This is a genomic window from Aquitalea magnusonii (assembly GCF_003202035.1).
In the GTDB taxonomy this organism is placed as follows: Bacteria; Pseudomonadota; Gammaproteobacteria; order Burkholderiales; family Chromobacteriaceae; genus Aquitalea; species Aquitalea magnusonii.
Window position 1 is genome coordinate 57207 of sequence record NZ_QJKC01000013.1, and the last position, 26038, is coordinate 83244.

The 26038-nt window shown below is 56.4% G+C and carries 25 protein-coding genes and 1 pseudogene; 18 read left to right on the top strand and 8 right to left on the bottom strand.

Going from position 1 to position 26038, the window contains the following annotated elements; all coding sequences use genetic code 11:
* Positions 1 to 204 precede the first annotated feature (204 nt).
* The 11 genes from DFR38_RS14355 (at position 205) to DFR38_RS14405 (ending at position 11886) form a co-directional block, all read left to right on the top strand.
* Complete coding sequence (locus tag DFR38_RS14355; RefSeq protein ID WP_082693227.1) at positions 205 to 1515, top strand: glycosyltransferase family protein; 1311 nt, start codon at positions 205 to 207, stop codon at positions 1513 to 1515.
* Positions 1516 to 1587: 72 nt separating this feature from the next.
* Positions 1588 to 5475 carry a glycosyltransferase gene (locus DFR38_RS14360; RefSeq protein WP_239688489.1) on the top strand — a complete coding sequence of 1296 codons (3888 nt, stop codon included), beginning with the start codon at positions 1588 to 1590 and terminating at the stop codon, positions 5473 to 5475.
* 102 nt (positions 5476 to 5577) lie between these two features.
* Positions 5578 to 6426, top strand: a complete 849-nt coding sequence (locus DFR38_RS14365; RefSeq protein ID WP_059284349.1) for a flagellin N-terminal helical domain-containing protein — start codon at positions 5578 to 5580, stop codon at positions 6424 to 6426.
* 78 nt (positions 6427 to 6504) lie between these two features.
* A complete protein-coding gene (locus DFR38_RS14370; RefSeq protein ID WP_059284350.1) occupies positions 6505 to 6930 on the top strand; it encodes a flagellar protein FlaG in 426 nt (141 codons plus the stop codon).
* Between the two features lie 37 nt (positions 6931 to 6967).
* Entirely contained in the window at positions 6968 to 8326 is a 1359-nt protein-coding gene (gene fliD, locus DFR38_RS14375; protein ID WP_059284351.1) for a flagellar filament capping protein FliD, read from the top strand.
* A gap of 24 nt (positions 8327 to 8350) precedes the next feature.
* Positions 8351 to 8779, top strand: a complete 429-nt coding sequence (fliS, locus tag DFR38_RS14380) for a flagellar export chaperone FliS (RefSeq protein WP_059284352.1) — start codon at positions 8351 to 8353, stop codon at positions 8777 to 8779.
* A gap of 32 nt (positions 8780 to 8811) precedes the next feature.
* Positions 8812 to 9129, top strand: a complete 318-nt coding sequence (locus tag DFR38_RS14385) for a hypothetical protein (RefSeq protein ID WP_059284353.1) — start codon at positions 8812 to 8814, stop codon at positions 9127 to 9129.
* A 65-nt stretch (positions 9130 to 9194) separates the two neighbouring features.
* Complete coding sequence (locus DFR38_RS14390; RefSeq protein ID WP_110313561.1) at positions 9195 to 9551, top strand: DUF2802 domain-containing protein; 357 nt, start codon at positions 9195 to 9197, stop codon at positions 9549 to 9551.
* Entirely contained in the window at positions 9548 to 10594 is a 1047-nt protein-coding gene (gene fliK / locus DFR38_RS14395) for a flagellar hook-length control protein FliK (protein ID WP_059284355.1), read from the top strand. Before DFR38_RS14390 ends, fliK begins: the two co-directional genes overlap by 4 nt.
* Positions 10572 to 10913: an EscU/YscU/HrcU family type III secretion system export apparatus switch protein gene (locus DFR38_RS14400; protein ID WP_059284356.1), complete on the top strand. Its 342-nt coding sequence runs from the start codon at positions 10572 to 10574 to the stop codon at positions 10911 to 10913. The genes fliK and DFR38_RS14400 overlap by 23 nt, the downstream gene beginning before the upstream one ends.
* A gap of 106 nt (positions 10914 to 11019) precedes the next feature.
* Complete coding sequence (locus tag DFR38_RS14405) at positions 11020 to 11886, top strand: NAD(P)-dependent oxidoreductase (RefSeq protein ID WP_059284357.1); 867 nt, start codon at positions 11020 to 11022, stop codon at positions 11884 to 11886.
* Between the two features lie 239 nt (positions 11887 to 12125).
* Here DFR38_RS14405 and DFR38_RS14410 read toward each other — a convergent pair whose 3' ends face one another.
* A complete protein-coding gene (locus DFR38_RS14410) occupies positions 12126 to 12416 on the bottom strand; it encodes a DUF1272 domain-containing protein (RefSeq protein WP_059284358.1) in 291 nt (96 codons plus the stop codon).
* A gap of 267 nt (positions 12417 to 12683) precedes the next feature.
* On the opposite strand from DFR38_RS14410, the gene DFR38_RS14415 reads away from it, so the two are divergent.
* Positions 12684 to 12923 (top strand): hypothetical protein, encoded by a 240-nt coding sequence (locus DFR38_RS14415; RefSeq protein WP_110313562.1) that lies wholly within the window; start codon positions 12684 to 12686, stop codon positions 12921 to 12923.
* Here DFR38_RS14415 and DFR38_RS14420 read toward each other — a convergent pair.
* The 3 genes from DFR38_RS14420 to DFR38_RS14430 all read right to left on the bottom strand — a co-directional run bounded on the left by DFR38_RS14420 (position 12907) and on the right by DFR38_RS14430 (position 15350).
* Entirely contained in the window at positions 12907 to 13416 is a 510-nt protein-coding gene (locus DFR38_RS14420) for a hypothetical protein (RefSeq protein WP_146215985.1), read from the bottom strand. The genes DFR38_RS14415 and DFR38_RS14420 overlap by 17 nt on opposite strands.
* A gap of 216 nt (positions 13417 to 13632) precedes the next feature.
* The gene (locus DFR38_RS14425; protein ID WP_110313563.1) at positions 13633 to 14265 is read right to left on the bottom strand and encodes a hypothetical protein; all 633 of its coding nucleotides are present in this window, start codon (positions 14263 to 14265) and stop codon (positions 13633 to 13635) included.
* 218 nt (positions 14266 to 14483) lie between these two features.
* Positions 14484 to 15350 (bottom strand): YicC/YloC family endoribonuclease, encoded by an 867-nt coding sequence (locus DFR38_RS14430; protein WP_059284362.1) that lies wholly within the window; start codon positions 15348 to 15350, stop codon positions 14484 to 14486.
* Between the two features lie 100 nt (positions 15351 to 15450).
* Here DFR38_RS14430 and DFR38_RS14435 point away from each other — a divergent pair, with 100 nt between their 5' ends.
* The 3 genes from DFR38_RS14435 (at position 15451) to rph (ending at position 18157) form a co-directional block, all read left to right on the top strand.
* The gene (locus DFR38_RS14435) at positions 15451 to 16419 is read left to right on the top strand and encodes a serine/threonine-protein kinase (RefSeq protein ID WP_059284363.1); all 969 of its coding nucleotides are present in this window, start codon (positions 15451 to 15453) and stop codon (positions 16417 to 16419) included.
* A gap of 10 nt (positions 16420 to 16429) precedes the next feature.
* Entirely contained in the window at positions 16430 to 17323 is an 894-nt protein-coding gene (locus DFR38_RS14440) for a PP2C family protein-serine/threonine phosphatase (protein ID WP_059284364.1), read from the top strand.
* A gap of 117 nt (positions 17324 to 17440) precedes the next feature.
* Positions 17441 to 18157, top strand: coding sequence for a ribonuclease PH (gene rph, locus DFR38_RS14445; RefSeq protein ID WP_059284365.1), 717 nt, complete (start codon positions 17441 to 17443; stop codon positions 18155 to 18157).
* A 54-nt stretch (positions 18158 to 18211) separates the two neighbouring features.
* Here rph and DFR38_RS14450 read toward each other — a convergent pair whose 3' ends face one another.
* The 4 genes from DFR38_RS14450 to rstA all read right to left on the bottom strand — a co-directional run bounded on the left by DFR38_RS14450 (position 18212) and on the right by rstA (position 22222).
* Positions 18212 to 19021: a trypsin-like serine peptidase gene (locus DFR38_RS14450; RefSeq protein WP_059285892.1), complete on the bottom strand. Its 810-nt coding sequence runs from the start codon at positions 19019 to 19021 to the stop codon at positions 18212 to 18214.
* 88 nt (positions 19022 to 19109) lie between these two features.
* Positions 19110 to 20093, bottom strand: coding sequence for a hypothetical protein (locus DFR38_RS21445; RefSeq protein WP_211310768.1), 984 nt, complete (start codon positions 20091 to 20093; stop codon positions 19110 to 19112).
* A 138-nt stretch (positions 20094 to 20231) separates the two neighbouring features.
* Positions 20232 to 21503, bottom strand: a complete 1272-nt coding sequence (gene rstB, locus DFR38_RS14460) for a two-component system sensor histidine kinase RstB (protein ID WP_059285894.1) — start codon at positions 21501 to 21503, stop codon at positions 20232 to 20234.
* Between the two features lie 2 nt (positions 21504 to 21505).
* On the bottom strand, positions 21506 to 22222 hold the full coding sequence (rstA, locus tag DFR38_RS14465) for a two-component system response regulator RstA (protein WP_059285895.1): 717 nt from the start codon (positions 22220 to 22222) through the stop codon (positions 21506 to 21508).
* Positions 22223 to 22529: 307 nt separating this feature from the next.
* Between rstA and DFR38_RS21890 the strand changes: the two are divergent.
* The 3 genes and pseudogenes from DFR38_RS21890 to cyoA form a co-directional block, all read left to right on the top strand.
* Positions 22530 to 23609: pseudogene (locus DFR38_RS21890) on the top strand (FIST signal transduction protein); the annotation flags it as partial.
* Positions 23592 to 24422 carry a methyl-accepting chemotaxis protein gene (locus DFR38_RS21895; protein WP_370540986.1) on the top strand — a complete coding sequence of 277 codons (831 nt, stop codon included), beginning with the start codon at positions 23592 to 23594 and terminating at the stop codon, positions 24420 to 24422. The pseudogene DFR38_RS21890 and the gene DFR38_RS21895, both read left to right, overlap by 18 nt.
* Positions 24423 to 25144: 722 nt before the next feature.
* On the top strand, positions 25145 to 26035 hold the full coding sequence (gene cyoA / locus DFR38_RS14475; protein ID WP_239688636.1) for a ubiquinol oxidase subunit II: 891 nt from the start codon (positions 25145 to 25147) through the stop codon (positions 26033 to 26035).
* The last annotated feature ends 3 nt before the right edge of the window (positions 26036 to 26038 follow it).

Here is a 26038-nt window from a genome sequence, read left to right on the forward strand (position 1 = left end):
GCTATTGATTGTCAATGGAAGGCATGATGTCGTTTGATTGTTTGCTAGTTGTTTTGTGAGTAGCAATGTATTATCGGCTACTATTGGAGGTAGATGACAATTAGGAATGTGGCATATTGTCACTTGCAGTATTGTTTCAGCCGACTCTATGCAGAATAGTGCAGTTCTCTATGATAATAAGGGATTGTGCACCATTATGCATTGATGCTGTTGCTTGTTTTTAATGGTGGGACTAAAGGTCAAGGTAGGCTTCATTTTAATAGTTTGGTATTTATTGTGAGGTATGCTGTGTCTGATAGATTAATTTTACTTGTTAATTCACGCGCAAGCTACTATTTTTCCCTTGGTCTTTCTTTATTGAAAGGCTTTCAGCAAGTGGGCGTCGATTGCAAAGTAATTGACTGGGCGAATGGCGAGGCTGTGGTTGTGGCGGAGATAGCCAGATTGCAGCCTACTGTTGTGTTTGAGATTAATAAGACCAGGAATCAGAGCGGTATTATTCCTTCTGAGGTCATCCATATTGGGTGGATACATGATTCCTGGTACATTGATGATAGAAGCGGAGATAAGAAATCACATTGTTATGACCAAAATTTTGGTGGCAGTGAAATAACCTATTTTTTACTCAATCCTGAGTATTTTGCGTTGGAATCGCGTCTTGGTGGGCTTTTATCATGGTCCTTGCTTAAGACAGGTGTCGATATTGATCAATATTATCCATGTGACACAATTACTAATGAGTCCGCAGCTAGTATCTGTGGCTATATACCTGAGCCATTGAGTGTCTATGATGAATTTCTCGGAATGAGTGTACTGTCTTGTTCTGGCAAGTCGCCGGTCACGGCAGGTTATCTTATTGATCGGCTGATGAATTATTACAAGGTGTCAGTTGCTAAGCACTCCGTACGAGATGTGTATCATTTTATAACTACTGAATTGAATCAGAAGCTTGGTTTGAATGTTGATGATGATTTTGTGATTAAACATTTTGGTAACCATTGGTTATTATTATTGATGGATACTGAGCTGCCAAGAATGAATGATAGATTTGCAGTGGCTGAGGGGGTTGTATCGGCAGGCTTGCAGCTGTCGATTTATGGTCCTGGGCAGTGGGAAAGGTGGCCTAAATTTAAGCCGTTTTATAAAAGAAATCTTTGCTGGTCAAGTGAGTTGGCCGATGTGTATCGAGCTACCCGTTTTAATATACATAATGGTGCGCTAGGTATGCATTCTCGGGTTCTTGATATCATGGCCTGTTCAGGGGTGGTTTTTGTCAATAAGAACTCGCATGGTAATGTAGATGATATTGAGTCAAATTTCACGGCAGGAATTGACTATATTGAGTATGAAATGGAATCCATTTCCGATGATTTGTCATTTTGGATCGGTCGAGAAAAGCAGCTGGTTGAGGTGGGTCGCAGTGCGCTGGAAAAGGTTCGTACAGGTCATCAATGGAAACATCGTGCACTTCAAATATTAACTGATATAAACGAATTGCGTCACATTGTGATGTGAAACTGATCAATTTTTATATCTGGTATATGTTTTATATATTTTTAACCCTTTAAATTTTTAGGTGGGTTGTTTATGAATCAGGGTAAGCTTCAGCATCATCTACTTGATGTAATTAACAAAAAGCCTAGGGTTTGCATCCTCACTCGTGATGGATTGGATGCAGCTTGCTTTCGTTTGCGATTGGGCGATGTATTGCAGATGATGAGCCCTGTGTTCGAAACATTTTTCTACAAAAATTCTGCACAGCTGATGCCGAATGGACAATTTCCATTCGAAAATGATGAAGAGCTTATTGCTTTTACGGATATGTTTGTCGTGCAGAGGGCATTTCCTTCGCCAGCGTACAAGCCTTTGCTGCAGAAGATTGTGGATTCTGGCAAGCCAATTATTTATGAGGTGGATGATTGGTTGATAGGTATGCCGGAGAGTCATCCGATGTATGAAGAGTTTAATACTCTTTTCCCTGTTGTTGAATGGTTGTTACCGCATTGCGCAGCAATTATTACGGCTACGGAGGCTTTGGCAAAAAAATTTGCAAAATATAATAATAATATATCGGTTGTGCCTAACCGGTTGGCTAGAGCACGCTTGCCTGCTGTAGTAAATAGAAATAATGATGTTGTTACAATTGGTTTTGCTGGAACGGGCACTCACAAAAAAGATCTGGAAAGCATTTCAAAGGCGTTAATGCGTATTTATTATGAATACGCAGGGCAGGTGCGGTTTGTATTCTGGGGCGATGTTCCTGAGGCAATGGTTGGGAAGAAGGGGGCAAGTCACATCGCCCAGTTTTTGCCGTATTCGGATTATCTTCCTCAACTATCAAACCTGAAGATTGACATTGGCATTGCCCCATTGCGTCAAGGCGATTTTAACGAAGGCAAGTCAGACCTGAAGTGGATGGAGTACACCGTCGCAGGAGCTGCGGCAGTGGTGGCAGATGTTCCTGCGTACAGCTGGCTGAAAGGAACTGGCTTGGCAACCGTCTGCGATGATGATACTGAATCTTGGTTTACTGCTATTTCGTCATTGATTGAGGACGAAGCGCTTCGCATGAGGCAAGTGGATTTGTCTCGTGAGCATATCATGAGATATCGTCTTCTCGATGATGCCATGCCGGCTATTTTCAGCATTTGGAATTCAGCTTTGCCACCTTTATTGCGCCGTTCACAACCTGCGGCTTGGGGTAAAGTCAATATTGCGCCATTGACTGGGTGTGACTTGAACGAGATTCATCGTTATCGTCTTTGGTTAAAGAAGTATAATTTCCGCGAGATACATGTTGAGCAATTGGCAGAGAGAATGATGATAGATTGGCCCAAGCAGCCAGTTTTTAATATTCTATGCATTGCTCAGGCGCATGACCTGCATCGTTTGGCGGAAAGTTTCGAAAATATGCAGAGCCAGTTATACCCACACTGGCGCCTCATTGTTATTTCGGATACACCTCAGCCGGATGCCATATTTGAAAACAATAATCAATTAGGCTGGTTGCAGATAGAGAGTGTTGAAGATCATGAGTTGTTAATTTCTGCAGTAAATGGGGTGATAGCTGATATTCCTGCAGACTGGTGTTTTTTGCTTTCTTCGGGTTTTCGTTTACAACCTCAGGCCTTGTTGAAGTTTGGTGAAGCTGCAGCTGCTAACTTATCAGCGAAAGCGATCTACTGTGACCATGATGTCGTATCCCCAATGGGAGAGCGCTTCCTTCCAAAATTCTTACCTGATTTTTCGCCAGAATATTTGCTTTCAATGGATTACATCGGAAGTGCGGTTGCCTTCTCGGTTCCTGATTTGGCACGTATTGGTGGCTTTAGAGCTTTTCCTGATGCTTATCAGTATGACGTTTTGCTCCGCTTGATGGGTACTAACGATGCTAATACCGTCGTCCACATCGATGACATGCTGCTTTCCCTGCCATGGCAGCAAGCTGCAAATCGACCGTTGGCTGCTGCATCACGCCTTGTAGCCCTTCAGGATCATGCAAGCATCCATGGCATAAATGCTGAAGTCACGGAGGGTTTGGTCCCAGGTACTTATCATTTCGAATATAAATTGTCTGGTAACCCATCTCTTAGTGTAATTATCCCGACTAAGGACAAGTTGGAGTTTCTGGTTCCGTGTGTGGATAGTCTGTTCAATAAAACAGGGTATCAAAATTTTGAACTCATTTTGGTCGATAACCAATCTGAGGATGAAGAGTCACATGAGTATTATGCTTCTCTTTTGCAGCGCTATCCAGGGCGTGTAAAACTGATCGAGTATAACCAGAGTTTTAATTTCTCTGAGCAGTGTAATCGTGGTGTTGAAGCGGCTTGTGGTGAGTATATCTTGCTGCTTAATAATGATACGGAAATCATTTTTGATAACTGGCTTGAGCGTCTGCTTGCTATTGCGCAGCAGCCTGGCGTTGGTGCAGTCGGTGCCCGTCTTTTGTACCCCGAAGTAGGGAAGATACAGCATGCAGGCATTTTGCTTGGCGTTCCTGGTTCCATGCATGGGGTAGCCGATCATGTATTTGAAGGCACGGATTTCAGTGATGGTGGCTATTTGAATCGTGCACTCACGATGCAAAATTATTCTGCGCTTACTGCAGCCTGCTTGTTGGTTAATAAGCAAGATTATCTTGCTGTCGGTGGGATGGATGCTGAAAAGCTTAAGGTTTTCTTTAATGATGTCGACTTGTGCTTGAAGCTCAAGGAAAAAGGGTTGCGCAATGTTTACAACCCCTTTGTTGTCCTATATCACCATCATGGCAAAAGTATTTGTCGTACGACTAGTGATCCACGTGTATTGCTGGAGGCTGCGGTACGTGAGCGCGATGAGCGTGAAACGATACTGCAGCGCTGGTTGCCCATGATGGCACATGATCCCGCTTATAACCGACATCTATCTCTGCGTGAAAGGAAGATGGAAGTTGAGGTGAGCCGAATTGTGTCCTGGGATAAAAAAATACATGGGCGCAAGCGTGTGTTGGGTCTGCCTGTTGTCGGGGGAAGCGGTGAGTATCGTCTTAGCCAGCCTCTTTCTGCTTTGCAGCAAGCAGGCAAGCTGGATGGTGAAATTGTGCAACCTTCACATGGCATCCTTTCGATTGCGGAGATGGCTCGCATCTCTCCTGATACCCTGTTGCTACATACGGGTATAAATGATGCCATTTATGAGGCATTGCAGGCTTATCGACAATTTTTGCCTGGGATGCGTTTTGTGTTTGGTATCGACGACTTGATTGGAGCAACTCCCGAGAAGAGCAATTTGCATGATCATTGGAAGCGCTACTTTCCTGATGCCAAGCAACGGTTGCGCAAGGTATTGAAACTGTTTGATAGCTTGATCGTATCAACAGAGCCGCTGGCTGAATTTACCAAGACCATGATCGATGATCGTCGAGTCATCCCTAATCGCTTAAGCAGGGCAAAGTGGGGTGGATTGCAGTCTTCTCGTCGCAGCGGTGCCAAACCTCGTGTAGGTTGGGTTGGTGCCTCTCAGCACCGTGGAGACCTAGAGTTGCTGTTGTCTGTCATACAGGAAACTGCTGCCGAAGTGGATTGGGTTTTCATGGGGATGTGTTTGCCGCAGTTTCGCCCGTATGTGGCCGAGGTGCATCATGCGGTTCCGTTTGAGCAGTATCCTGCCGCAGTGGCGCGGCTGAACCTTGATCTTGCCGTGGCTCCTCTCGAAATTAATGCCTTCAATGTGGCTAAAAGCAACTTGAGACTGCTGGAGTACGGTGCCATGGCTTGGCCGGTGGTGTGTTCAGATATCTTCCCCTATCAGACCAATGACGCACCTGTCTGCCGGGTGCCGAACAATCCCGCTGCTTGGGTCAGCGCGATACGTGAACGTGTGCATGACCTTGATGCGGCTGCTCAAGAAGGGGATGCCTTGCGACGGTGGGTGGAGCGTGATTACTGGCTGGAAGACCATCTGGAGGATTGGTTTGCCGCCTTGAGTGGCTAGTTGTCAAAAAAAAGCAGGCAGGGGGCTAAAGTTCGCAAACCGGGTGACGATAACTAGTCAAGGTCAGCAACTTCGCCCCCGAATGCTCTAAGGAGAATCATCATGGCACTTACCGTCAACACCAATATTGCGTCGCTCACCGCGCAGAACAACCTGAGCAACTCCAGCACCTCGCTGAATTTGTCCTTGCAACGCCTGTCCTCCGGTCTGCGCGTAAACAGTGCCAAGGATGATGCTGCCGGTCTGGCCATTTCCCAGACCCTTACCTCGGCCATTCGCGGTAACAACCAGGCCATCCGTAACGCCAATGACGGTATTTCCGTGGGCCAGACGGCTGAAGGCGCGCTGGGCCAGATTGCCAACAACCTGCAGCGTATCCGTGAAATTGCCACCCAGTCTGCCAACGGCTCGGTCAGCGACACTAACCGTTCGCAGCTGCAAAAAGAAGTGGACCAGCTGACCCAGGAAATTTCGCGTATCGTTCAAACGACTCAGTTTAACGGTACGTCTTTGCTGTCAGGTGGCTCTACACTGACTTTCCAGGTGGGTTCGTCCGGTGACGCTTCTAACCAAGTTTCCATCTCGTCAACCGATCTGACATCGGCCGGTACGCTGAATGCTTATAATTCGTCGCTGACGAATACGGGCACGATTGATGTTACTTCGCAAGCAAAGGCGTCCGGCGTATTGTCCGCGCTTGATGCTGATATCTCGGAAGTATCGAATATCCGTTCCACCTTCGGTGCGGTACAAAACCGTTTTGACGCTGTGGTGGCCAACCTGCAAAACTATGTCACCAACCTGACTGCCGCCAACAGCCGTATTGTTGACGTAGACTTCGCTGCGGAAACGGCTAACCTGACCAAGAACCAGATTCTGCAACAGGCTGGTACTTCCATCCTGAAACAGGCCAACTCGCTGTCGCAGTCGGCACTGACTCTGCTGCAGTAAGCTACACTGAAGCCATAAGCTGAAGAATCGGCCTCGGTTGGCATGCTAACCGGGGCCGTCTGCACAGGAGTAGTTGCCATGCAAATATCATCAACGAATGGTCCGGTCCTGCCTTTGGCGACCACCCCGACGGCGCGTCAGCAAAATCAGCTGATCCAGGGTAATACTGCTGATGCCACGGCAAGTTCGGTTCTGCCCAACTCGACAGCAGGCGTGACGGCGGTGGGGCAAAGCCAGGCACAAAATGCTTCCAGTGACGGAACTCAGCAAAAGAAACCCGATCCACAAGAGCTGCAGAATTCGGTCAAACAGCTGAATGATGTAGCCAAGCTTTATTCCAGTCAGTTAGAGTTCTCTGTCGATAAAGACACCAATATTCAGGTCGTCAAGGTGGTCGATCAGGAAACCAAGAAAGTGATCCGCCAGATCCCTTCGGAAGATGCCATTCGTATCGCCAAGGCAATCGGCGACTTCAAGGGTTTGCTGCTCAAGGACAAAGCCTGACGCCGATAGTATTCAGTATCCAAGGAGGTAGTGCCCAATGGCTTCCATCACGACTAGTGTCGGCTCGCTGGATGTACAGTCTATTGTCAGCCAGTTGATGACCATCGAGCAGCAGCCTCTGCAAGCCAGCCAGCAACGTTCCAGCAAATACAATACCCAACTGAGCTCGATCGGCCAGATCAGCTCGGCCCTGTCCGCCTTGCAGACGGCCTCCGGCAAGATCTCGACCGGTGCATTCCTGCAGCAATTCAAGGCCAGCTCCACGGATACCAGTATTGCCAATGTCACCACCACCACCGGTGGCGTGGCCGGCAGTTATACGCTCAACGTGACCCAGCTGGCCAAACCCCGCCAGCTGGTGTTCGACCAGTTTGCCGGCCAGGCGGTGACCGACCCCAAAGCGACCTTGAGTGGAGCGCCCACTTCGCTGACGCTCACCGTTGCCGGCAAGGATAACGTGATCAACCTGACGCCCAGTGCAACTGATACCGTCAGCCTGCAGTCCATTTCCGACCGTATCAATCAGAGCGGTGCCGGGGTGAATGCATCGGTGGTGCAAAACAATGGCCAGTACAAACTGGTGCTGGCTTCTGCCGTTTCCGGCAGTGACAATACTTTCAGTATCAAGGCTGGTGGCAGCGACTCCGGCAGCACCAGCGGCTCCAGCCTGGCTGGCCTGACGCAAAGTGCCACTGCCGCCAGCGAATCGGCCGCGGCCAGCGATGCCTTGCTGAGCGTCAACGGTGTCAGTGTCTCTTCTGGTAGCAACCATCTGACCAACGTCATTACCGGTGTCAATGTCGACATTACCAAGCTGGGGCAGGCTACCGTCACCATGGCCTCGGACAGCAGTGGCATTGCGGCTTCGCTGCAAGGTTTTGTCGATGCCTACAATCAGGTGAAATCTGCGGTAGACTCGGCACGTTCCGGCAGTCTGAAGGCCAATGCATCGGTACTGTCCATCCAGCAAAAGCTGACCGGCATCCTGAGTACGCCGGTTCCGGGTGTGGATGCCAATTCTTCCTATGCCTACCTGTCGCAGGCCGGGATTTCCATTCAGAAGGATGGCACGCTCAAGCTGGACCAGACCGCCTTCAACAAGGCGCTGAGCGCCAATCCCAGTGCGGTGGCCAATCTGTTTGGCAATACCGCCAGCACCGGCTTTGGTGATCGCCTGAGCAGAGCGGTGAATGATCTGCTCGGCCCCAATGGTGTGATTGAAACCAGCAAGACTTCCATCAATAGCCTGATTAGCTCAGAGACCAGCTATCAAACCAGCATGAGCGCCAAGCTGAGTGCACGGCAGGCTCAATATACCCAGCAATACACAGCGTTGAATGCCGTATTGTCGAAAATGCAGCAATCGACCAGCAACTTGTCCGGCCTGTTGGCCTAAGACAGATAGACACGGTAAAGAACCATGCTGAATTCCAAAATGCTCAAGCAGTTCAACAAGGCCTACGAAGATGATGCGCTAAAGGCGGCTGTGTATGGCGCCAGCCCAGTCGGCCTCGTCGTGCTACTTTATGAAGGCGCCATCAAGGCCATCGGCCAGGCCACCTATGCCATCGAATCACAGCGCTACGATGAAAAGTCCAGGTTGGTCTCCAAGACCATCGACATCATCGATGGCTTGCGTGAATCTCTGGATTTGCAGCAAGACAATGAGGCGGTAAAAAACCTGAATGACCTCTACATCTACATGAAGCAGCGTCTGAGCACTGCCAACCTGAAGAATGATCCGGAAATCCTGGCGGAAGTGCGTCGCCTGCTGGAAACCATTCTGCCGGCCTGGCAAGAGCTCAATCGTTCCAGCATGTCGACCAGTACTGCCAGCAATGCCTACTGAGTCTGCCGCGCCAGTCACCATCAGGAGTTCCCATGAACACTAGCATCCAGCCCGCGCAAATCGATGCCATGCTCGCGCGGCTGGCGGATGCCCTGGCTGCCTGCGAGGCGCAGGATTTTGAATTGGTGACCCGGCTGGCCGCCCAGCAGGAAAGCGAACTGGCGGATTTGTTGCAGCAGTTGCAGCCCATTGCCGCCCACATTCCGGCAGAAACCCGCGCTAAGCTGCATCAGCTGGTGGCACAGCGCGAGCTGTTGCAACAACAGATTGCCGACTGGATTGCCCGCATGCGCGAAGAAATGCAAACCGTCAGCCAGAACAGCCGCCTGCTCAAGACCTATTCTTTGTAAGGCTGGCTTGGGTTGTCGCCGGTTTCACCATACACTTAGAAAAAGTGCAGCGTGAGGTTCACATCATGTCCGGTTCGCTCTTTTTCTACTTGGTCGGCTTGTTACTGCTGGCGCTGGCTGTCGCCTGCGGCTACCTCTACTGGCGTCTGCATCAGCTGGAAGGCCGGCGCGATAACCTGACAGCCATGTACCTGGATCAGCATCAGCAGCAGATCAGCGCCTTGCAGCGCGATATGGCCCGACTCATGGCCCGGCTCGAACAACAGTCGCGCAGTGAGCCGGCCGTGCTCAGCCCCTACAACCAGGCCATCGAAATGATCAAGCAGGGCATGCCCGCCGCAGAAGTCGCGATGCAATGCGGCATTTCGCGCAGCGAAGCCGAACTGATCGTCTCGTTGTACCGCAATAATTCCACCTCATGATTCCATCCCTGCCGCCCGCGATCACCACCGGCACCCTGGCGCCGCAAACCGTTTCCTCCGTTCGCCTGTTGCTGGAGGGGGGACGGGCGCTGCTGGATGCCAGCGTACTGCCGGCCAAGCTGCCGCCATTGATGCTGGGCGAGCAGGTGGATGCCCAGGTTGTCGACAGCAAGGATAATGGTCAGCAGCTGTCGGTGCTGATCAAGAACAGCCTGTTCAACCTGATCGTGCCGCAAGGCATGACGGTCAGTGGCAATACCCTGTCGCTGAAAGTGGCGACACTGAGCCCGACTCTCAGCTTTGCCCTGCAGGAGCAGGGCAAGGAGATGGCGCAAGATGGCTCGGTCGAAGTGCAATTGAGCCCAGCTTCCAAGTACCTCACCGGCATGTTGCAGACCAGCAAGCCCGGCTTGCCGGCGGCCGATCTCAGCCTGGATGCCTCCACCCAGACCCCGGCCAATCTGGCACAGCATCTCAAGAACAATGTCAGCCAGAGCGGTTTGTTTTATGAATCCCACCTCAAGGAATGGCTGGATGGCCGTAACAGCCTGAACCAGGTGCAGCAAGAGCCGCAGTCGCGCCTGCTCAGCAAGCTGAATGACGAACTGGCCAGCAACGCGGCCAATAACAGCTCAGGTACGCTGAGTCCCAGAACCGTGGCACCGGAACTGGCCAACCTGGTACAGCGCCAGCTGGATATCGTGGAAAACCAGCAGCTGCAGCTCAATGGCTATGCCTGGCCGGGACAGCCCATGCAATTGCAGATCCAGCAGGAAGAAACCCATGAGCGCACCGGCAGCCTTGGTGCTGACGAGGCGGGTGTGTGGAGCACTTCCTTGTCGCTCAAGCTGCCGGCCTTGGGCGGCTTGTCAGCACGGGTGCGGCTGGTGGGCCAGAATGTGCAGGTATCCTTTGTGGCGGAAGAAGACGAGGCCGGTGGCCTGATCCAGCAACATGCTGCGCAGTTGCAAAGCGGCATGGAAGCCGCCGGGCTGACACTGGCCAACCTGATGGTGAAACATGGCACAGTCTCCCAAGACTGAAGAAGGCCGCAAGTCGGCCGTTGCCCTGGCCTACCGCGAGGGACAGCGCTCACCTACCGTGGTGGCCAAAGGCTATGGCCAGCTGGCCGAGCGCATCATTGACCGGGCCAAGGATGCGGGTGTTTTCGTGCACGATTCGCCCGAGCTGGTGTCCTTGTTGATGCAGGTTGATCTGGACCGGCATATTCCTGAAGAACTCTATCGCGCCGTCGCCGAAATTCTGGCCTTTGTCTATTTCCTGGAAAACAAGGCGACCGGTGCCGATTTCGAATTCGAATCCTGGTTGGCCGGGCGACGCAATCAACAGCCATCCGGCTGATGCCCTGCATGCCCGCTGGCCGTGTGCTTTATTCTCAATGCTTACCCTTCAAACCTGCGCTTTGCGCTAATCTTATGCTTTACCTTCGCATACAGCTGGAGTGGATATGAAAGTCGGTTATATCGGACTGGGCATCATGGGCCTGCCTTGCGTTTTGAACCTGTTGAAAGCCGGACATGCGGTCAGCGTCTGGTCGCGCCGGCCTGACAGCGCCGTAGCCGCACTGGCCGCCGGAGCCAGCTGGGCAGACAGCCCGGCACAACTGGCGGCCCAGGTGGAAGTGCTGGTCAGCAATGTCTCCGATACCGGCGATGTGGAACAGGTGCTGCTGGGCGAGCACGGCGCCGTGCATGGCGCGCAAGCGGGCTTGGTGTGCGTCGACATGAGCACCATCTCCCCGATTGGTGCGCGTGACATTGCCGCGCGTCTGGCCGCGGCTGGTGTGGATTTTCTGGATTGCCCGGTATCCGGTGGTCAGGTGGGCGCTGTGAATGGCAGCCTTACCATCATGGTGGGCGGCAAGGCCGAGGCGCTGGCCAAAGTACGGCCGGTACTGGAGGCGATGGGCAAGACCATCACCCATATCGGTGATTCCGGTGCCGGCCAGGTGGCCAAGGCCTGCAACCAGATTGCCGTTGGTGTGGGCGTGGCGGCGGTGGCCGAGGTCATGAAGCTGGCCAAGGCCTGCGGCGTTGACCCGGCACCGGTCCGCGAGGCGCTGCTGGGGGGCTTTGCCCAAAGCCGGGTACTGGATATCCATGGCCAGCGCATGATTGATGACAACTATGCCCCCGGTTTCAAGGCCCATTTGCATCTGAAAGACATGGGCATTGTGCTGGATACTGCCCGCCAGCTGGGTATTCGACTGCCAGAAGCCGAGCGCGTAGCCGGCTTGATCGGCCAGCTGGTCGAGCAAGGCGAGGGCGAACTGGACTCCGCCGCCATTGCCCGCCTGATCTGGCAGCAGAATTAAGCTGCTTGCCGGCTTGGCCGGCTCCGGGGCAGCTTGCCTGGCATGAGACGCAGAACCCCGCCTTGGCGGGGTTCTGTGCTTGCGCTGGGCCGGCGCTTGAGACCTGCTACCGCACCGGCGCCTCCTTGCCCTGAGCGGTTACGGTCTGCCTTGGCGTGCTGGGGCCGGGTTCTCGGCACAGTGTGGTCAGCGGCCGCAAGTCTGTGGGGCTGCTGCTGTGTCAGCAGGGCAGGGTCAGCTCAGTCCCGTTGCCGCTCTGCCAGCCACCGGGCGTGTTCCGCCAAGTCCACCGGGCGATACACCTCATGCTGGCTGGCCGGGTAGTGCTGCAGATCATTATCATGCCGGCCATGGCTGGCCGGGCGTAGCGGGCGCGGGCTGAAGCCACCGCCACAATTGGGACAGACCTGCTGCAGCAAGGCCACGCAGTCTGCGCAAAAGGTACATTCGAATGAACAGATGCGCGCATCGGACGATTCGGGCGGCAGCGGTGTACGGCAGTGTTCACAGTTCGGGCGAAGTTCCAGCATGTTCAAGTCTCCTGATGATCCATTCATAGCCTAACTGCCATGTTGGCGGCGGAACAGGTCAGGCCCGGACATGATGCCGCCAAAACCGGACAGCCTTGTCCGCAGGGCAGGGATGATCACGGCGGTGCCTCGCCGTGTGGCGGGGGATGGAGCGAGGTCGACCGGATGGGCTCGCGCTCGGCGCGCTGGCGCATTCCTGTGGCATGGATTGCTGAACGATATGCCGGTTGCGGTACTCTAACGCTGTCTGACAAGCAGGAGGCCGCCATGGATGCCATTGATATTCTGGTCCTGATGAAAAACCGCCAGCCGCCAGAACCCGTCAGCCTGTCCGCCATTCCCCTGCTCATGGCGCAGGCCATTGCCGAGGTTGCGGTGAAATTGACTGTGACGGAACTGGACAAGCTGGTCAGCGTCGGTGCCGCCCTGTATGCCCACGAACAGGATGCGTGCTTCAGCAGTGTCGCCGCCGACTTGCTGGCCAAGCAGCTTAACGAAGAGTCTTGAGTGGTTTGGCCGCAGGTTTTTCTGCTGGCTCGGGCAGGTACTGCACCAATAGTGCCAGTTGGGTCCGGTAGCCGTCCTCTTGCAGCAGACCCAGCCGCTCATGCCAGGTCAGGCTGTCACCGGCACGGCGCATGCCGCCGTTGCCACTGAGCAGAATCGCGGCACTGCCGCCATTGCGCCTTACCTGCTGGGCGATGGCGTGCAGCAGGCTGAGGTTGACATAGGGCTGGTCATAATCGCTGACACGCAGCATGCCCATGATGCGGTAGCGGTGTGGCGGATCGCCGGCATCCCATATTTCCACCCCGTCCACCAGCCGTTTGCTGCCACCTTCGCCATCGATCACCTTGTTGCCATTTCGATATTCGTAGCTGGTGTAGTCGGCGGTGGTGCAGGCCGCCAGCGACAGGACCAGCATGCACAGCGCAGCCGCCAGGGCAGGTATGCTGCTGCGTAGCGGGCTCGGTAACGGGGCTGGCAAGGGTTTCAACATCAAAGACGGATCCGGGGTGATGGTGGGGGCAAGCACGGATCGACATCCCTGCCGGGCAGCGCCGGCGCTCAAGGCGGGATGTGCATGCGGGGAGCGTGTTGCCTGTGTTTGCTGCAGGCATCTTAGCGCGAGTGGGCAGGCGCGGGCGGCCTGCCGGCTGGTAAAGAAATGCAAAACCGCCTGCCGTGGCGGCTGCGAGTTTGCGCGCGGCCCTGCTCAGTCACTCCAGCAGCGCAGGCCATTGGCACGCATGAAGTCCGGATTCTGTAGCAGGGACTCGGCAAAAGCGCTGTTGGCAATCAGCTGCTCCCCCCGCCGCATGAAAAGGGCGCGCATCTGCAGCCCGATGGGCTGGCCAAATTTCTTGAAGCTGATCAGGTACTGGAGCCTGAATCCCGGCGGGCTGTTGGCCGGCACGTCGAGCGTGGCCTGGGTGGCCGGGCTGTCCCAGCCCTTGCCACAGCGGGTGATCAGCTCAAACAGGCTTTGTCCGTTGGCCAGACGGATGCGTTTGGAAAAGTAAACGGCAGTCCGCACTTCATCCACCCACTGCTTTTTCGCCAGATTGGCGTCTTCTGCCAGTGCCATATTGCGCGGTATGCGGGATTTCCTCACATCCGGATCGGCATGGATAAAACGATAAAAGCGGTCGGCCTCACGGCAATTGCCACATCCACCGGCTTGCAGGAAGGCCACTTCCTCGCGTGTTGCCGCCGCTACGATCGCCACCGGTGGTGATGACGGGAGGTAGGGAACACTGTTGCTGGCCGGAATGGTGTTGAACCAGCTTCCCTCGCTACACCCGGCCAAGCCGATGCCTACCCCGATTGCCAACATGATCCGGCGCATGACTCATTCCTTTTGTGTGAGCCGGCATTCTAGGTGGCAAGCGTGGTGGATGAATAGCGTTCCGGTGTAAAGATGGTACTGCGAGTGGCAACTGGCTGCGGCCAGGATGCGTTATTCGCCTGGCACAACGTAAAGCCAAGGACATTGCCACATGGAAAAAGCCCCGACTGGCGGGGCTTCTGTTGGTTCGGTGCCACGGTGTGACACGACCTGAAAGCTTACTCGATATTCTGGATCTGCTCGCGCATCTGTTCGATCAGCACCTTGAGCTCGACCGAGGCCTGGGTGGTTTCGGTGGAGACCGATTTGGAGCCCAGAGTATTGGCTTCGCGGTTCAGTTCCTGCATCAGGAAGTCCAGGCGCTTGCCGGTCTGGCCGCCGGTCTTGAGGATGCGCTTGACTTCGCTCAGGTGGGTGGTGAGGCGGGACAGCTCTTCGTCCACGTCGATTTTCTGGGCGAACAGGGCAAATTCCTGCTTGATGCGGTCATCCTCGACATTGCCCAGCGCTTCTTGCAGGCGGCCGGACAGCTTGTTCATATAGGATTCCAGGATCAGCGGCAGCTTGGGCTTGATGCTGGCGATGATGGCTTCCATCGAGCTGACGCGTTCTTGCAGGATGAGCTTGAGCTTCTCGCCTTCGCGGCCACGCGAGGCATTGAAGTCTTCCAGGGCGGTGGCCAGGCTTTGCAGGCAAAGCTGCTGCAATACTTCGGGCGGCAGCGAGTTGCTTTTCAGGATGCCAGGCCAGCGCAGCACTTCGCCAACGGACAGGCCCTTGGCCTGCGGGGCGCGCTGTTCGACCTGGGCGGCCACCTGCAGCAGGCTGTCCAGCGCCTGGGCGTTCAGTTCCAGCGTGGTGGTGTCGGTTTCCAGCTGGTTCAGGCCGACACGGCATTCCAGCTTGCCACGGGTCACGCGAGATGACACCATCTCACGCAGCTGCGGTTCGATAACGCGCAGCTCTTCCGGCAGGCGCATCTGTACATCCAGATAGCGGTGGTTGACGGCGCGGACTTCCAGGCTGAGCAAACCGCCAGGAAAGTCTCTGCTGATGGAGGCAAAGCCTGTCATACTTAGAATCATTGTGGGTCCCCGATAAGAGATGTCAGTAAAACGATAGCGGGCCCGAATTGCTGTTGTAGCTCAATTCCGTGCCAACGAACACTATAGCAACTGCCATGTCATGACTCAATCCAGCCAACTGACTGCCTTGCCGGTAGGCTATCGCCTGGCGGAATACACCATTGTCCGCCAACTGTCCGTGGGCGGCTTCAGCGTCGTCTATCTGGCGCTGGACGATGCCGACCGCAAATACGCCATCAAGGAGTATCTGCCGCGTAATCTGGCCGAGCGCGATGAGGAAGGCATGGTGACGGTGCCGCACGAGCTGGACCGTGATGCCTTCAATCTGGGCTTGAAGTGCTTTTTTGAAGAAGGCCGCATCCTGGCTGAAATCAGCCACAGCAATGTGGTGCACGTGAGCAATTTTTTCCGGGCCAACCAGACCGTGTACATGGTGATGGAGTATGCCGATGGCCGCTCGCTGGGACGCGAGCTGGAGGTAAGCGGCGGCCGGATCGAAGAGCGACGCCTGCGCAAATGGTTTGCCGCCCTGTTGTCGGGCCTGCGCGAGGTGCATTTGCACCGGCTGCTGCATCTGGATATCAAGCCGGCCAATATCTACCTGCGCCGTGGCGGGCATCCGCTATTGCTGGATTTCGGTGCCGCACGGCAGACGCTGTCGCGGCGCGACAAGCATTTCGCCTCGATGTACACGCCCGGCTTTGCCGCGCCCGAACAGTACGAGAAGGACCAGCCGCTGGGGCCGTGGACCGATATCTACGCCATTGGTGCCTGCCTGTATGTCTGCATGGGCGGCCATACCCCGCAAATCGCCGAGCAACGGCGCGAGGCCGACAAGCTGGTGCCGGCAAGCAAGCTGTTCCGCCATTATTATTCCAGAGAGTTGCTTGAATTGACGGATCAATGCCTGAACCTGGCTCCCGATGAGCGTCCGCCCAGTGTGATGGCGATTCAAAAGCGCCTGCTGGATGCCGATTACAGTGAGCCCGAACCGATGCCCGAATCCGCCCTGGCCGCCAAGCGGCTGGTGGGCTGGATCAAGGGGCTGGCCGGCGGCCGTTCTTCCTGAGGAGTTGTCGATGAAACTATCCATTTTTCAGGAAAGCCGGATCGGCGGCCGCAGCTACAACCAGGACCGCCAGGTGATTGCCCATTCGCGTGAGGCGGTGATGCTGGTGGTGGCTGATGGCATGGGTGGGCATTTGCAGGGCGAGGTGGCGGCCCAGATCACCATCGACCTGATGAGCGAACTGTTTTACCAGCAAGCCACGCCCACGCTGTCGCATCCCAACCGTTTCCTGGTCAATGCCATCAGTTCGACCCATCAGGCCATTCTGGACTATGCGGCGGACCAGCGCCTGCCGGAAATTCCCAGTACCACGGTGGTGGCAGCCATCATCCAGCAAGGCATGCTGTACTGGTGCCATGTGGGCGATTCGCGGCTGTATTTGCTGGATAACAAGCAGGGCATGCGTTTGCGCTCGCGCGATCACTCCCAGGTACAGCGGCTGATCGATCAGGGCAAGCTGACTGAAGAGGGGGCGCGCACCCACCCGGAACGCAACAAGATTTACAACTGCCTGGGTGCCACCAGCGATCCGGATATCGATATCGGTGAAAAGCAGTTCCTGCAAGCCGGCGCGTCCATCGTGCTGTGCTCGGATGGCTTGTGGTCGCAGATCAGTGATAGCGAAATGGAAAAGGTGTTCATCGGCCGCGCAGTGGGGCAGGTGATGCCGGCGCTGATGAATGTGGCCGAGCGCCGTGCCGGCAGTAGCGGTGACAATCTGTCGGCGGTGGCGATTACCCTGCTGGATGATGCTGCCGACATCAGTGGCAAGGCCGATGCGCTGGATACGCTGCTGACGCCGCCACGTCATGCCGGACGGGTGATTCTGGACCCGAACCTGGAACTGATGCACAAGGAAATCCTGGCCAGCCGTGTGGCAGCGCCTTCCGGCAAGCAAAGCTGAGGGCTGCGCTGGCCATTTATCAACCCGGCGCTGCCCCATGGGCAGCGTTATTGTTTTCAGGCCGGTGGTGAGTGCAGAGCGCCTGCCACCTGATGCCGTTTTATATTGGAAAGAACAATGCGACCCTCACAACGCAATAGCGATGCCCTGCGCGAAATCCGCCTGACCCGCCATTACACCAAGCATGCCGAAGGTTCGGTACTGGTGGAGTTTGGCGATACCAAAGTCATCTGCACCGCCAGTGTGGATGAGTCGGTGCCCGGCTTCCTCAAGGGCAAGGGCAAGGGCTGGGTGACTGCCGAATACGGCATGCTGCCGCGCTCGACTGGCAGCCGCATGCGCCGGGAGGCGGCCGCGGGCAAGCAAAGCGGTCGCACCCAGGAAATCCAGCGCCTGATCGGCCGCTCGCTGCGGGCCGTGGTGGACATGGAAAAACTGGGCGAACGGCAGATCCAGATCGATTGCGACGTCATCCAGGCGGATGGTGGCACCCGCACCGCCAGCATTACCGGCGCTTTTGTGGCCCTGCACGATGCCATCAGCGGTCTGCTGGCCCAGGGCAAGCTGAGTGAAAGCCCCTTGCGCGATTTTGTTGCCGCCATCTCGGTGGGCATTCACCAGGGCGAGGTGGTGCTGGATCTGGATTATCTGGAAGACTCCGACTGCGAAACCGACATGAATGTGGTGATGACCGGCAACGGCCGCTTTGTCGAAGTGCAGGGGACGGCGGAGGGTGAGCCGTTTTCGGAAGAGGAAATGGCCAGCATGATGCGCCTGGCCAAGCAAGGCATTGCCGAGCTGATCAGCTTGCAGAAGCAGGCCCTGGGCGTGTAAGCCACCGCGCTTGCGGCGCTGCAGTAAGCACAAGGGGCCAGCTTGGCCCCTTGATCATTTCTTGCGCTTGCCTTGCTGGATGAACTGTTGCAGTTGCTGGTAGAACAGGGGGCTGGCGAGCGCCATATTGTCTTCCTTGTGGCGGCGAGCCGGGCTGGGCGCCGAACTTTGTATGCCAACCAGCGTCATGCGGCCGTTGAGTCGCGCCAGCATGGGCGAGCCGCTATTGCCCTCCAGCGTGTCACAGCGGTGGGTCAGCCGGCCATCCGCCAGCAGGCCGGTGGCCTGGCAGTTGTTGTGCACCAGCAGGTGATTCAGGTCATCCAGCGGATATCCGCCATTGGTGACTTTCCAGTTGGCCGCCTGCAATTGTTGCTTCAGCGCCGCACTGTCGCCGGCAAAGACCGGTATCACCCCGCGGCTGCGTCCCAGTGGCTGGCTTAGCCGGACAAAGGCAAAGTCGCGGTTGGCGATTTTTTTCGGGATATACGTGCCATCCGGGCGGTGTTCCAGCCCGGCCAGAAAGCCCTTGTCGACCTGCACCTCGCTGATGCCGCTTTGCTCGGCATATTCATTGCCTGACAGCCCCACGGTAAAGCTGATGGCCGGGTCGAACTTGCCATGCTTGTTGATGAAGCAATGGCCTGCGGTGACGACCACATCCTCGGCCACCAGGGTGGCGGTGCACACCTGGTGGCTGCGGGTTTCCAGCTGGCCGACCGGCTGCCATTGTGCGCTGTCGGGGTCGGTCTTGACGCGTTCATCCTTGCCAAAAAACAGGATGAGCTGTTCGGCCGTGGGTTTGGCCTGTGCGGCGAGGGGAAGCAGACACAGACTCAGGGCAAGCAGGGGAGTGCGCAACATAGGGTCGTTTCCAATGCAATCGGGGCGCCGAAGCGCCCCGAAGGTAAGACGGACAGCCAACCGGGGTCAGCTGTCGTATCCGTGCAAATTACTTGGCAGCGGAAGCGGCTTTTTTAGCCTTTTTTGCCGGAGCGGAAGCTTCAGCAGCTTGGGCTTTCTGAGCGGAAGCGTCTGCTTTCTTGGCAGCGTGCTTTTTAGCGTGGTGCTTTTTGGCAGCGTGCTTTTTGGCCGGAGCGGAAGCGTCAGCAGCCTGAGCCTTTTGAGCGGAAGCGTCTACCTTCTTGGCAGCGTGCTTCTTGGCGTGCTTTTTGTGAGCTTTCTTGGCCGGAGCGGAAGCGTCAGCAGCCTGGGCTTTCTGAGCGGAAGCGTCTTTCTTGGCTACTTTCTTGGCCTTGGCTTTCTTGGCCGGGGCGGAAGCGTCAGCAGCCTGGGCTTTTTGAGCGGAAGCGTCTGCTTTCTTGGCAGCGTGCTTCTTGGCGTGCTTTTTGTGAGCCTTCTTGGCCGGAGCGGAAGCGTCAGCAGCTTGAGCCTTTTGAGCGGAAGCGTCTACCTTCTTGGCAGCGTGCTTCTTGGCGTGCTTTTTGTGAGCTTTCTTGGCCGGAGCGGAAGCGTCAGCAGCCTGGGCTTTCTGAGCGGAAGCGTCTTTCTTGGCTACTTTCTTGGCTTTCTTGGCCGGAGCGGAAGCTTCAGCAGCCTGAGCTTTCTGAGCAGAAGCGTCTTTCTTGGCTACTTTCTTGGCTTTCTTGGCCGGTGCGGAGGCTTCAGCAGCTTGAGCTTTCTGAGCGGAAGCGTCTTTCTTGGCTACTTTCTTGGCTTTCTTGGCCGGAGCGGAAGCTTCAGCAGCCTGAGCTTTCTGAGCAGAAGCGTCTTTCTTGGCTACTTTCTTGGCTTTCTTGGCCGGAGCGGAAGCTTCTGCGGCTTGAGCCTTCTGAGCGGAAGCGTCTTTCTTTACTTTCTTCTCAGCCTTCTTGGCCTTGTGGATAGCAACCGGAGCGGAGGTATCAGCGGCGAAGGCAGCAGTGGAGGTCAGGCCAAAGGCGGCGGTCAGAGCGAGCAGAGCCAGCTTTTTCATTTTTGTAAAACTCCTAAGTTCATCTTGAAAATCAAGTTTGAAGGCGGACAGATAGTCCTATTCAGGGGGGCATCCTAACGGTGCTGCACAGCAACGTCTACCCGTGCCATGTTTCTCAATGTAACCAAATGTACATTCTCATGTTGGCCAACGAAGAATGAATCTCGCTCCACCCAGCGGTGATTTCTCCACCAGCACTTCACCGTGATGCAGGCGGGCGATGCCGGCGACAATCGCCAGGCCCAGACCATGGCCGCCAGTCTTGCGGCCACGGCTTTCATCCAGCCGGATAAAGGGATCGAACACGCGGGCGCGATCCGACTCCGGAATGCCGGGGCCGTCGTCATCCACCATGATGATGCAGTTGCGGTTTTCCACACACACCGTGGTCTGGATGGTGCTCGCGGCATAGCGCCGGGCGTTGGACAGGAAGTTGTCGAGTGCGCGGGTGACCAGATACTGGTCGGCCAGAAAGTCGAGCTCCTGGCCCGGTGGTTCCAGCCAGTTCAGCTCCGGGGCCAGCGTGGCCTGTTCGTGGATGCGTTCCTTGGCCCAGGCGATGGCATTGAACTGGTTCAGTTGCAGCGGGGCTTCCGGCCGGTCCAGCTTGGCATGGAACAACAGTTCCTCTACCAGCGAGTCGATGGCGTCCAGGTCTTTTTCAATGGCTTTCTTGGCCGGCGAGTCTTCTTCGCCTTCCAGCAGGGCCAGCCGGTAGCGCAGCCGTGCCAGCGGCGTGCGCAGTTCGTGCGCCACCGCATTGGTCAGTGCCTTCTTGCTGGCCAGCAAGGCGGCGATGCTGTCTGCCATGTGGTTGAAGGCTGCCGCTACCTGGCGCACGCCGGAGCGGCTGGGCAGGTGGACCCGTGCCGAGAAATCGCCACCCGCCAGCTTGCCGGCGGTTTTTTCCAGGGTGACCAGGTCTTTCCAGTGCGGCTGCATCCACAGGAAGACCGGTATCGCCAGCGACAGGCCCAGCAAGGCCAGCAAGGCGTAATCCACCGATTTGAGCTGATGCAGGAAGAACAGGTAGCGCAGCGGCCCGGCCACCAGCAGGTAGTTGCTGTCTTCGATCTTCTGCAGGAACAGGTATTTGTCCTCCAGCATCACGATCTCGCCGCGATTGAGCGCTTCTTCCGATTCCTCATCCAGCAGGTAGTTGCTTTGCTTTTCCACTGTCACCTTGAAGGTGAAGTCATGGTTGGAGCTTTGCAGCGTTTCCGTCCAGCGGTCCTCCGGCACACCGTGCAGGTCGGCCTCGATCAGGGACAGCGTGGTACGCAGGAGGTCGGACAGATAGCGTTCGCCCACATCGTCCACCGCCTGCTTGTAAACCGCGCCCACCATCACGACCGCCACCATGAAGCAGGTGACCAGCAGCAGGTAAAACTGGATAAACAGACGCCGCATGCTTATTCCCAGCCGGACAGCGAGAACAGATAACCGCGGTTGCGCACGGTCTTGATGCGGAAGGGTTCGGTGGGGTTGTCACCCAGTTTCTTGCGCAGGCGGGAGATGGCCACGTCGATGCTGCGGTCCAGCCCGTCATAGCTGACGCCGCGCATTTCCTTGAGCAGGATGTCGCGGTTGAGCGTTTCGCCGGCATGGCTGGCCAACAGCCACAGCAAGTCGAAGTCCGAGGTGGACAGGGCCACTTTCTCCCGTCCCAGGATCACGTCGCGACTGACCGGATCGATGGACAGCTGGCCGAATACCAGCTTGCGCTGGGTCTTGATCGGTGCGGCTTCGGCAGCGGCCTGGGCCGGCCGCATATTGCGCAATTGCGAGCGCAATCTGGCCACCAGCACCGATGGCGGGGTGGTTTTCAGAATGTAGTCGTTGGCGCCCAGCTCCAGTCCCAGAATCTGGTTCATGTCGCTGTCCAGCGAGGTGAGCATGATGATGGGGCCGTCAAAGTTCGGCCGTAATTCGCGGCAGATCGACAGGCCGTCCTTGCCCGGCAGCATGATGTCCAGCAACACCATGTCCGGCGCCTCGCGCTCAATGGTGGCCAGGGCGGTATCGCCACGCGGCTCGATTACCACGTCCATCTCGTGGCGGGACAGAAAGTCGCTGATCAGCTCGGCCAGGTCGGGGTCGTCTTCCACAAACACGATACGGTAAGTCATGCCATGCAATCCATCGGGTTGATTCAATACCGGGGGAGTATGGCGCTTGACGACGGCAGACTCAACCTTGGTGCATGGCGGGTCGCAGCGGGTTTTCGCTCACAACTTGAGAATAACCATAATAAGCACGAGATTTTTCTTGCTACTATCAAGGTGGTTCATGTTGTTTGCATGTAAATGATAATTAGTCAAAACAATGCATCGGGAGAGTGGGATGTTCTTCAAGCGTAACAAGACGACAAATGCCAGCTTGTCCAACCCTGGCGCGCAGCAGCCCATCCAGTTGGTGCGCACGCGCAGCAGCAGTATGGATAATGATCTGCGTGCGGCCAGCCGCAGCGACATCCGGCTGGTGCTGGGTTTCATCAATCCGGCGGCCAATCTGGACCAGGTGGCCCGCAGTGCTGCGGCGGCCTTTCCCGGTGCCAAGGTGGTGCTGACCACCACTGCCGGTGAGCTATGCTCGGCCAAGGCGGGCGATGCGCTCTACCTGCCGGCCAATCCCGGCTGGGACAGCATGGTATTTCAGCTGTTCGACCAGCAGGTGCTGGCCGACGTGCATGTGGCCAGCGTGCCGTTGGCCTGCGAGGACATCAAGTCCGGCCAGCCCAAGCTGGGCCATGATGAGCGGGTGCGCCGTCTGGTGGACAATCTTGCACGGGTGCAGCCTTCCTTCTCCATGAACTATCAGGAAGGCTTTGTGCTGACCCTGGTGGATGGCCTGTCCAATAGCGAAAGCTATCTGATGGAAGCCATTTACGAGTCGGACCGTTTCCCCTACCTGTTTATCGGCGGCTCGGCCGGTGGGCCGCTGGATTTCAGCATGACCCGCCTGCATGATGGCCAGAGTGCGCGCGATGGCCATGCCGTGCTGGTATTCATCAAGCTGGCACCGGCCTATCGCTACGGTGTGTTCAAGTCGCAGAACTTCCAGGATACCGGCACCAGCTTCACCATTGCCAAGGCCAGTTCCGAATTGCGCCGGGTCGAGTCGGTATTCGACCGTGACGGCAAGGTGTGCAATGTGGTGGAGGTGCTGGCGCGCCATTTCTCCTGTCAGCCTGGCGAAGTGGCAGAGCGGCTGGGCAAGTTCAGTTTCGGCATCAAGCTGAAAAACGAGATGTATGTGCGCTCCGTGCTGGGGGTCGATGCCGAACGCGGTGTGCTGCAATTTGCTTGCGACCTGTCGTTTGGTGAGGAACTGCACCTGCTCAAGCAAGAGGGCCTGGTCGAGCGCACGCAAAGCGACTTTTCCCGTTTCAGCCAGAACAAGCCGGCAGCGATTGGCGGTTTGCTCAACGACTGCATCCTGCGTCGCCTCAACAACAGCGGCGTGCTGGCCAACAGCAATGTCTACGGCAATATCCCGGTGGCCGGTTTCTCCTCCTTTGGCGAGCTGCTGGGGGTGAACATCAACCAGACCCAGACTGCCGTGTTCTTCTATCCGGCGGTGGAAAACTTCCAGGACGACTTCGTGCAGCGGTTCCCGGTGCACTACGCCAACTTCAAGAATTACTTCTATAGTCGTGAAGTGTCGCGTGCCCGCTGGATCGACCGCATGAAGACCCAGGTGATCCACGAGCTGCAGGGTTACAAGAGCTTTGCCAGCCAGCTGATGGAAAGCCTGCCCTTGTTCCGCCAGGCCTCGGCCGAGCTGGTGACGCACCTGATCGCCATCCAGCAGGAAATCGCCCGTTTTTCCGATAGCGTGGAGCAGGGCAACAAGACCTCCAGCAATGTCAGCTTGCGCATCGTCGAGCTGGAAAAAGACGCGCGCCAGATTGGCGACGTGATGCTGATGATCAAGAAGATTGCCGAACAGACCAATTTGCTGGCGCTGAACGCGGCCATCGAGGCGGCGCGGGCTGGCGAGGCTGGTCGTGGTTTTGCCGTGGTGGCCGATGAAGTGCGCAAGCTGGCCAACAACACCCAGTCCAATCTGGATGCCACCGGAGGTGCGGTGGAACATGTGATGAGCGGGGTGCAGCAGGTGGGGATGGACATGCGCGAGATGAATGAGCATGTCGGCAGCTTTGCCCAGGAAATGCAGCAGGTGATGGACTTGCTGGCCAAGCTGGCAGCGTCCTCTGGCAGCAGCCAGCAGCAACTGGACCAGATGGTGCACAGCACGGGCGAGCTGTACGAGCGCATGCGCAAGGTGGATCAGGATCTGGAGGCCATTCTGGAGCTCGAACGCTGATCCGCGCTGCACCAGCAGCCTCGCCGGCGCGATGCCGGCTGCACTACCGACCACACCGCCGTCTTGCTTGCAAGCGGCGGTTTTTCATGGTGGGCAGTGGGGGAAGGGGCTGGCTGCCTGTCTTTTTTTTGTAACTAATTGCAACAATCCGTGTGCTGCATTGCACACAACATGCGAAAGGCGTAAGTCATTGCTGCGCCTAGCATGGCGGCGCTATTTTGATATTGACATAAATCAAGTTTGCACCATTTTGATGCAGCTTTTCTGGCCATGCTCGACCTTGACGTCTTGCTCTCGGCAACAAAACTGATTTTTAATAACGCGCCCGTCACTGTGACAAATTGTCGCAGCCTTGTCAGCCTCTGCGTGTGCACTGCGGCATGAGGCGGTTGCCGGCCAGGCAGTCTGGCCGCACGGCGCTCACCTCATTCGGCCTGGCGACAGGCAGCACCCGCGCAGCCTGTCCACCCGTGCGCACCTGGCCGGATGCCGTGCCGGCGGGAGGATTCAGCAGTGGGGATGGAATGATATTCATTACGGGTGGAGTGGCCAGCGCCGGCACTCTGCCCGCCGGGTCGGCCCTGGTGCCGGCTTCTGCATCACTGGCAGTGCCCGTCCGTGCACTGTCATCCGCGCCAAGGCGCGGGCAACGAATCTTTAACCCGTAAAGTCGTATGATGAGAAACTTTAGACCCACCCGCCTGTTGTGGGGACTCTCGCCCGTGCTGGCTGTACTGCTCTCGGGGTGTCAAGGTGGCATTCTTGACCCCAAAGGACAGGTAGCGGCGGATGAAAAGTCCCTGATCATCACGGCCACCCTGCTGATGTTGCTGGTTGTCATCCCGGTCATCGTGATGACTTTCCTGTTTGCCTGGAAGTATCGCGCCAGCAACAAGGACGCCATCTACACCCCCAAGTGGTCGCACTCCAACAAGATCGAGGCCGTTGTCTGGATCATTCCCATCATCATCGTGGCCTGTCTGGCGGTGGTGACCTGGAACACCACCCACAAGCTCGACCCCTACCGCCCGCTGGATTCGGACAAGAAGCCGATCAATGTGCAAGTGGTGGCGATGAACTGGAAGTGGCTGTTCATCTACCCGGATCTGCACATCGCCAGTGTCAACCAGCTGGCCTTCCCCAAGAATGTACCGGTGAATTTCCGCATCACCTCCGATGCCGCGATGAACTCCTTCTTCATCCCGCAACTGGGTGGGCAGATTTACGCCATGGCCGGCATGGAAACCAAGCTGCATCTGATCGCCAATGAAGCCGGCACCTACAAGGGCATGTCGTCCAACTACAGCGGCGCCGGTTTCTCCGGCATGAAGTTCAATGCCATCGCCACCGAAACCCCCGAGCAGTTTGATGCCTGGGTGCAGAAGGTGCGTGCTGCTGGCAAGCCGTTGAATGCCGATGCTTACCTCGCCCTGGCCAAGCCGAGCGAAAACAATGCCGTGGCCTACTACGCCATGCCGGAACCGCGTCTGTTCGATGCCGTGCTGCACAAATACATGGCAGGCCGCCAGTCGCTGGCCGCCACCGACGACGAACTGAAGCTGGCCGCGCTGACCAAGCGTCTGTGCGAAACCCCGGCCGTCAAGGAGCAATAATCG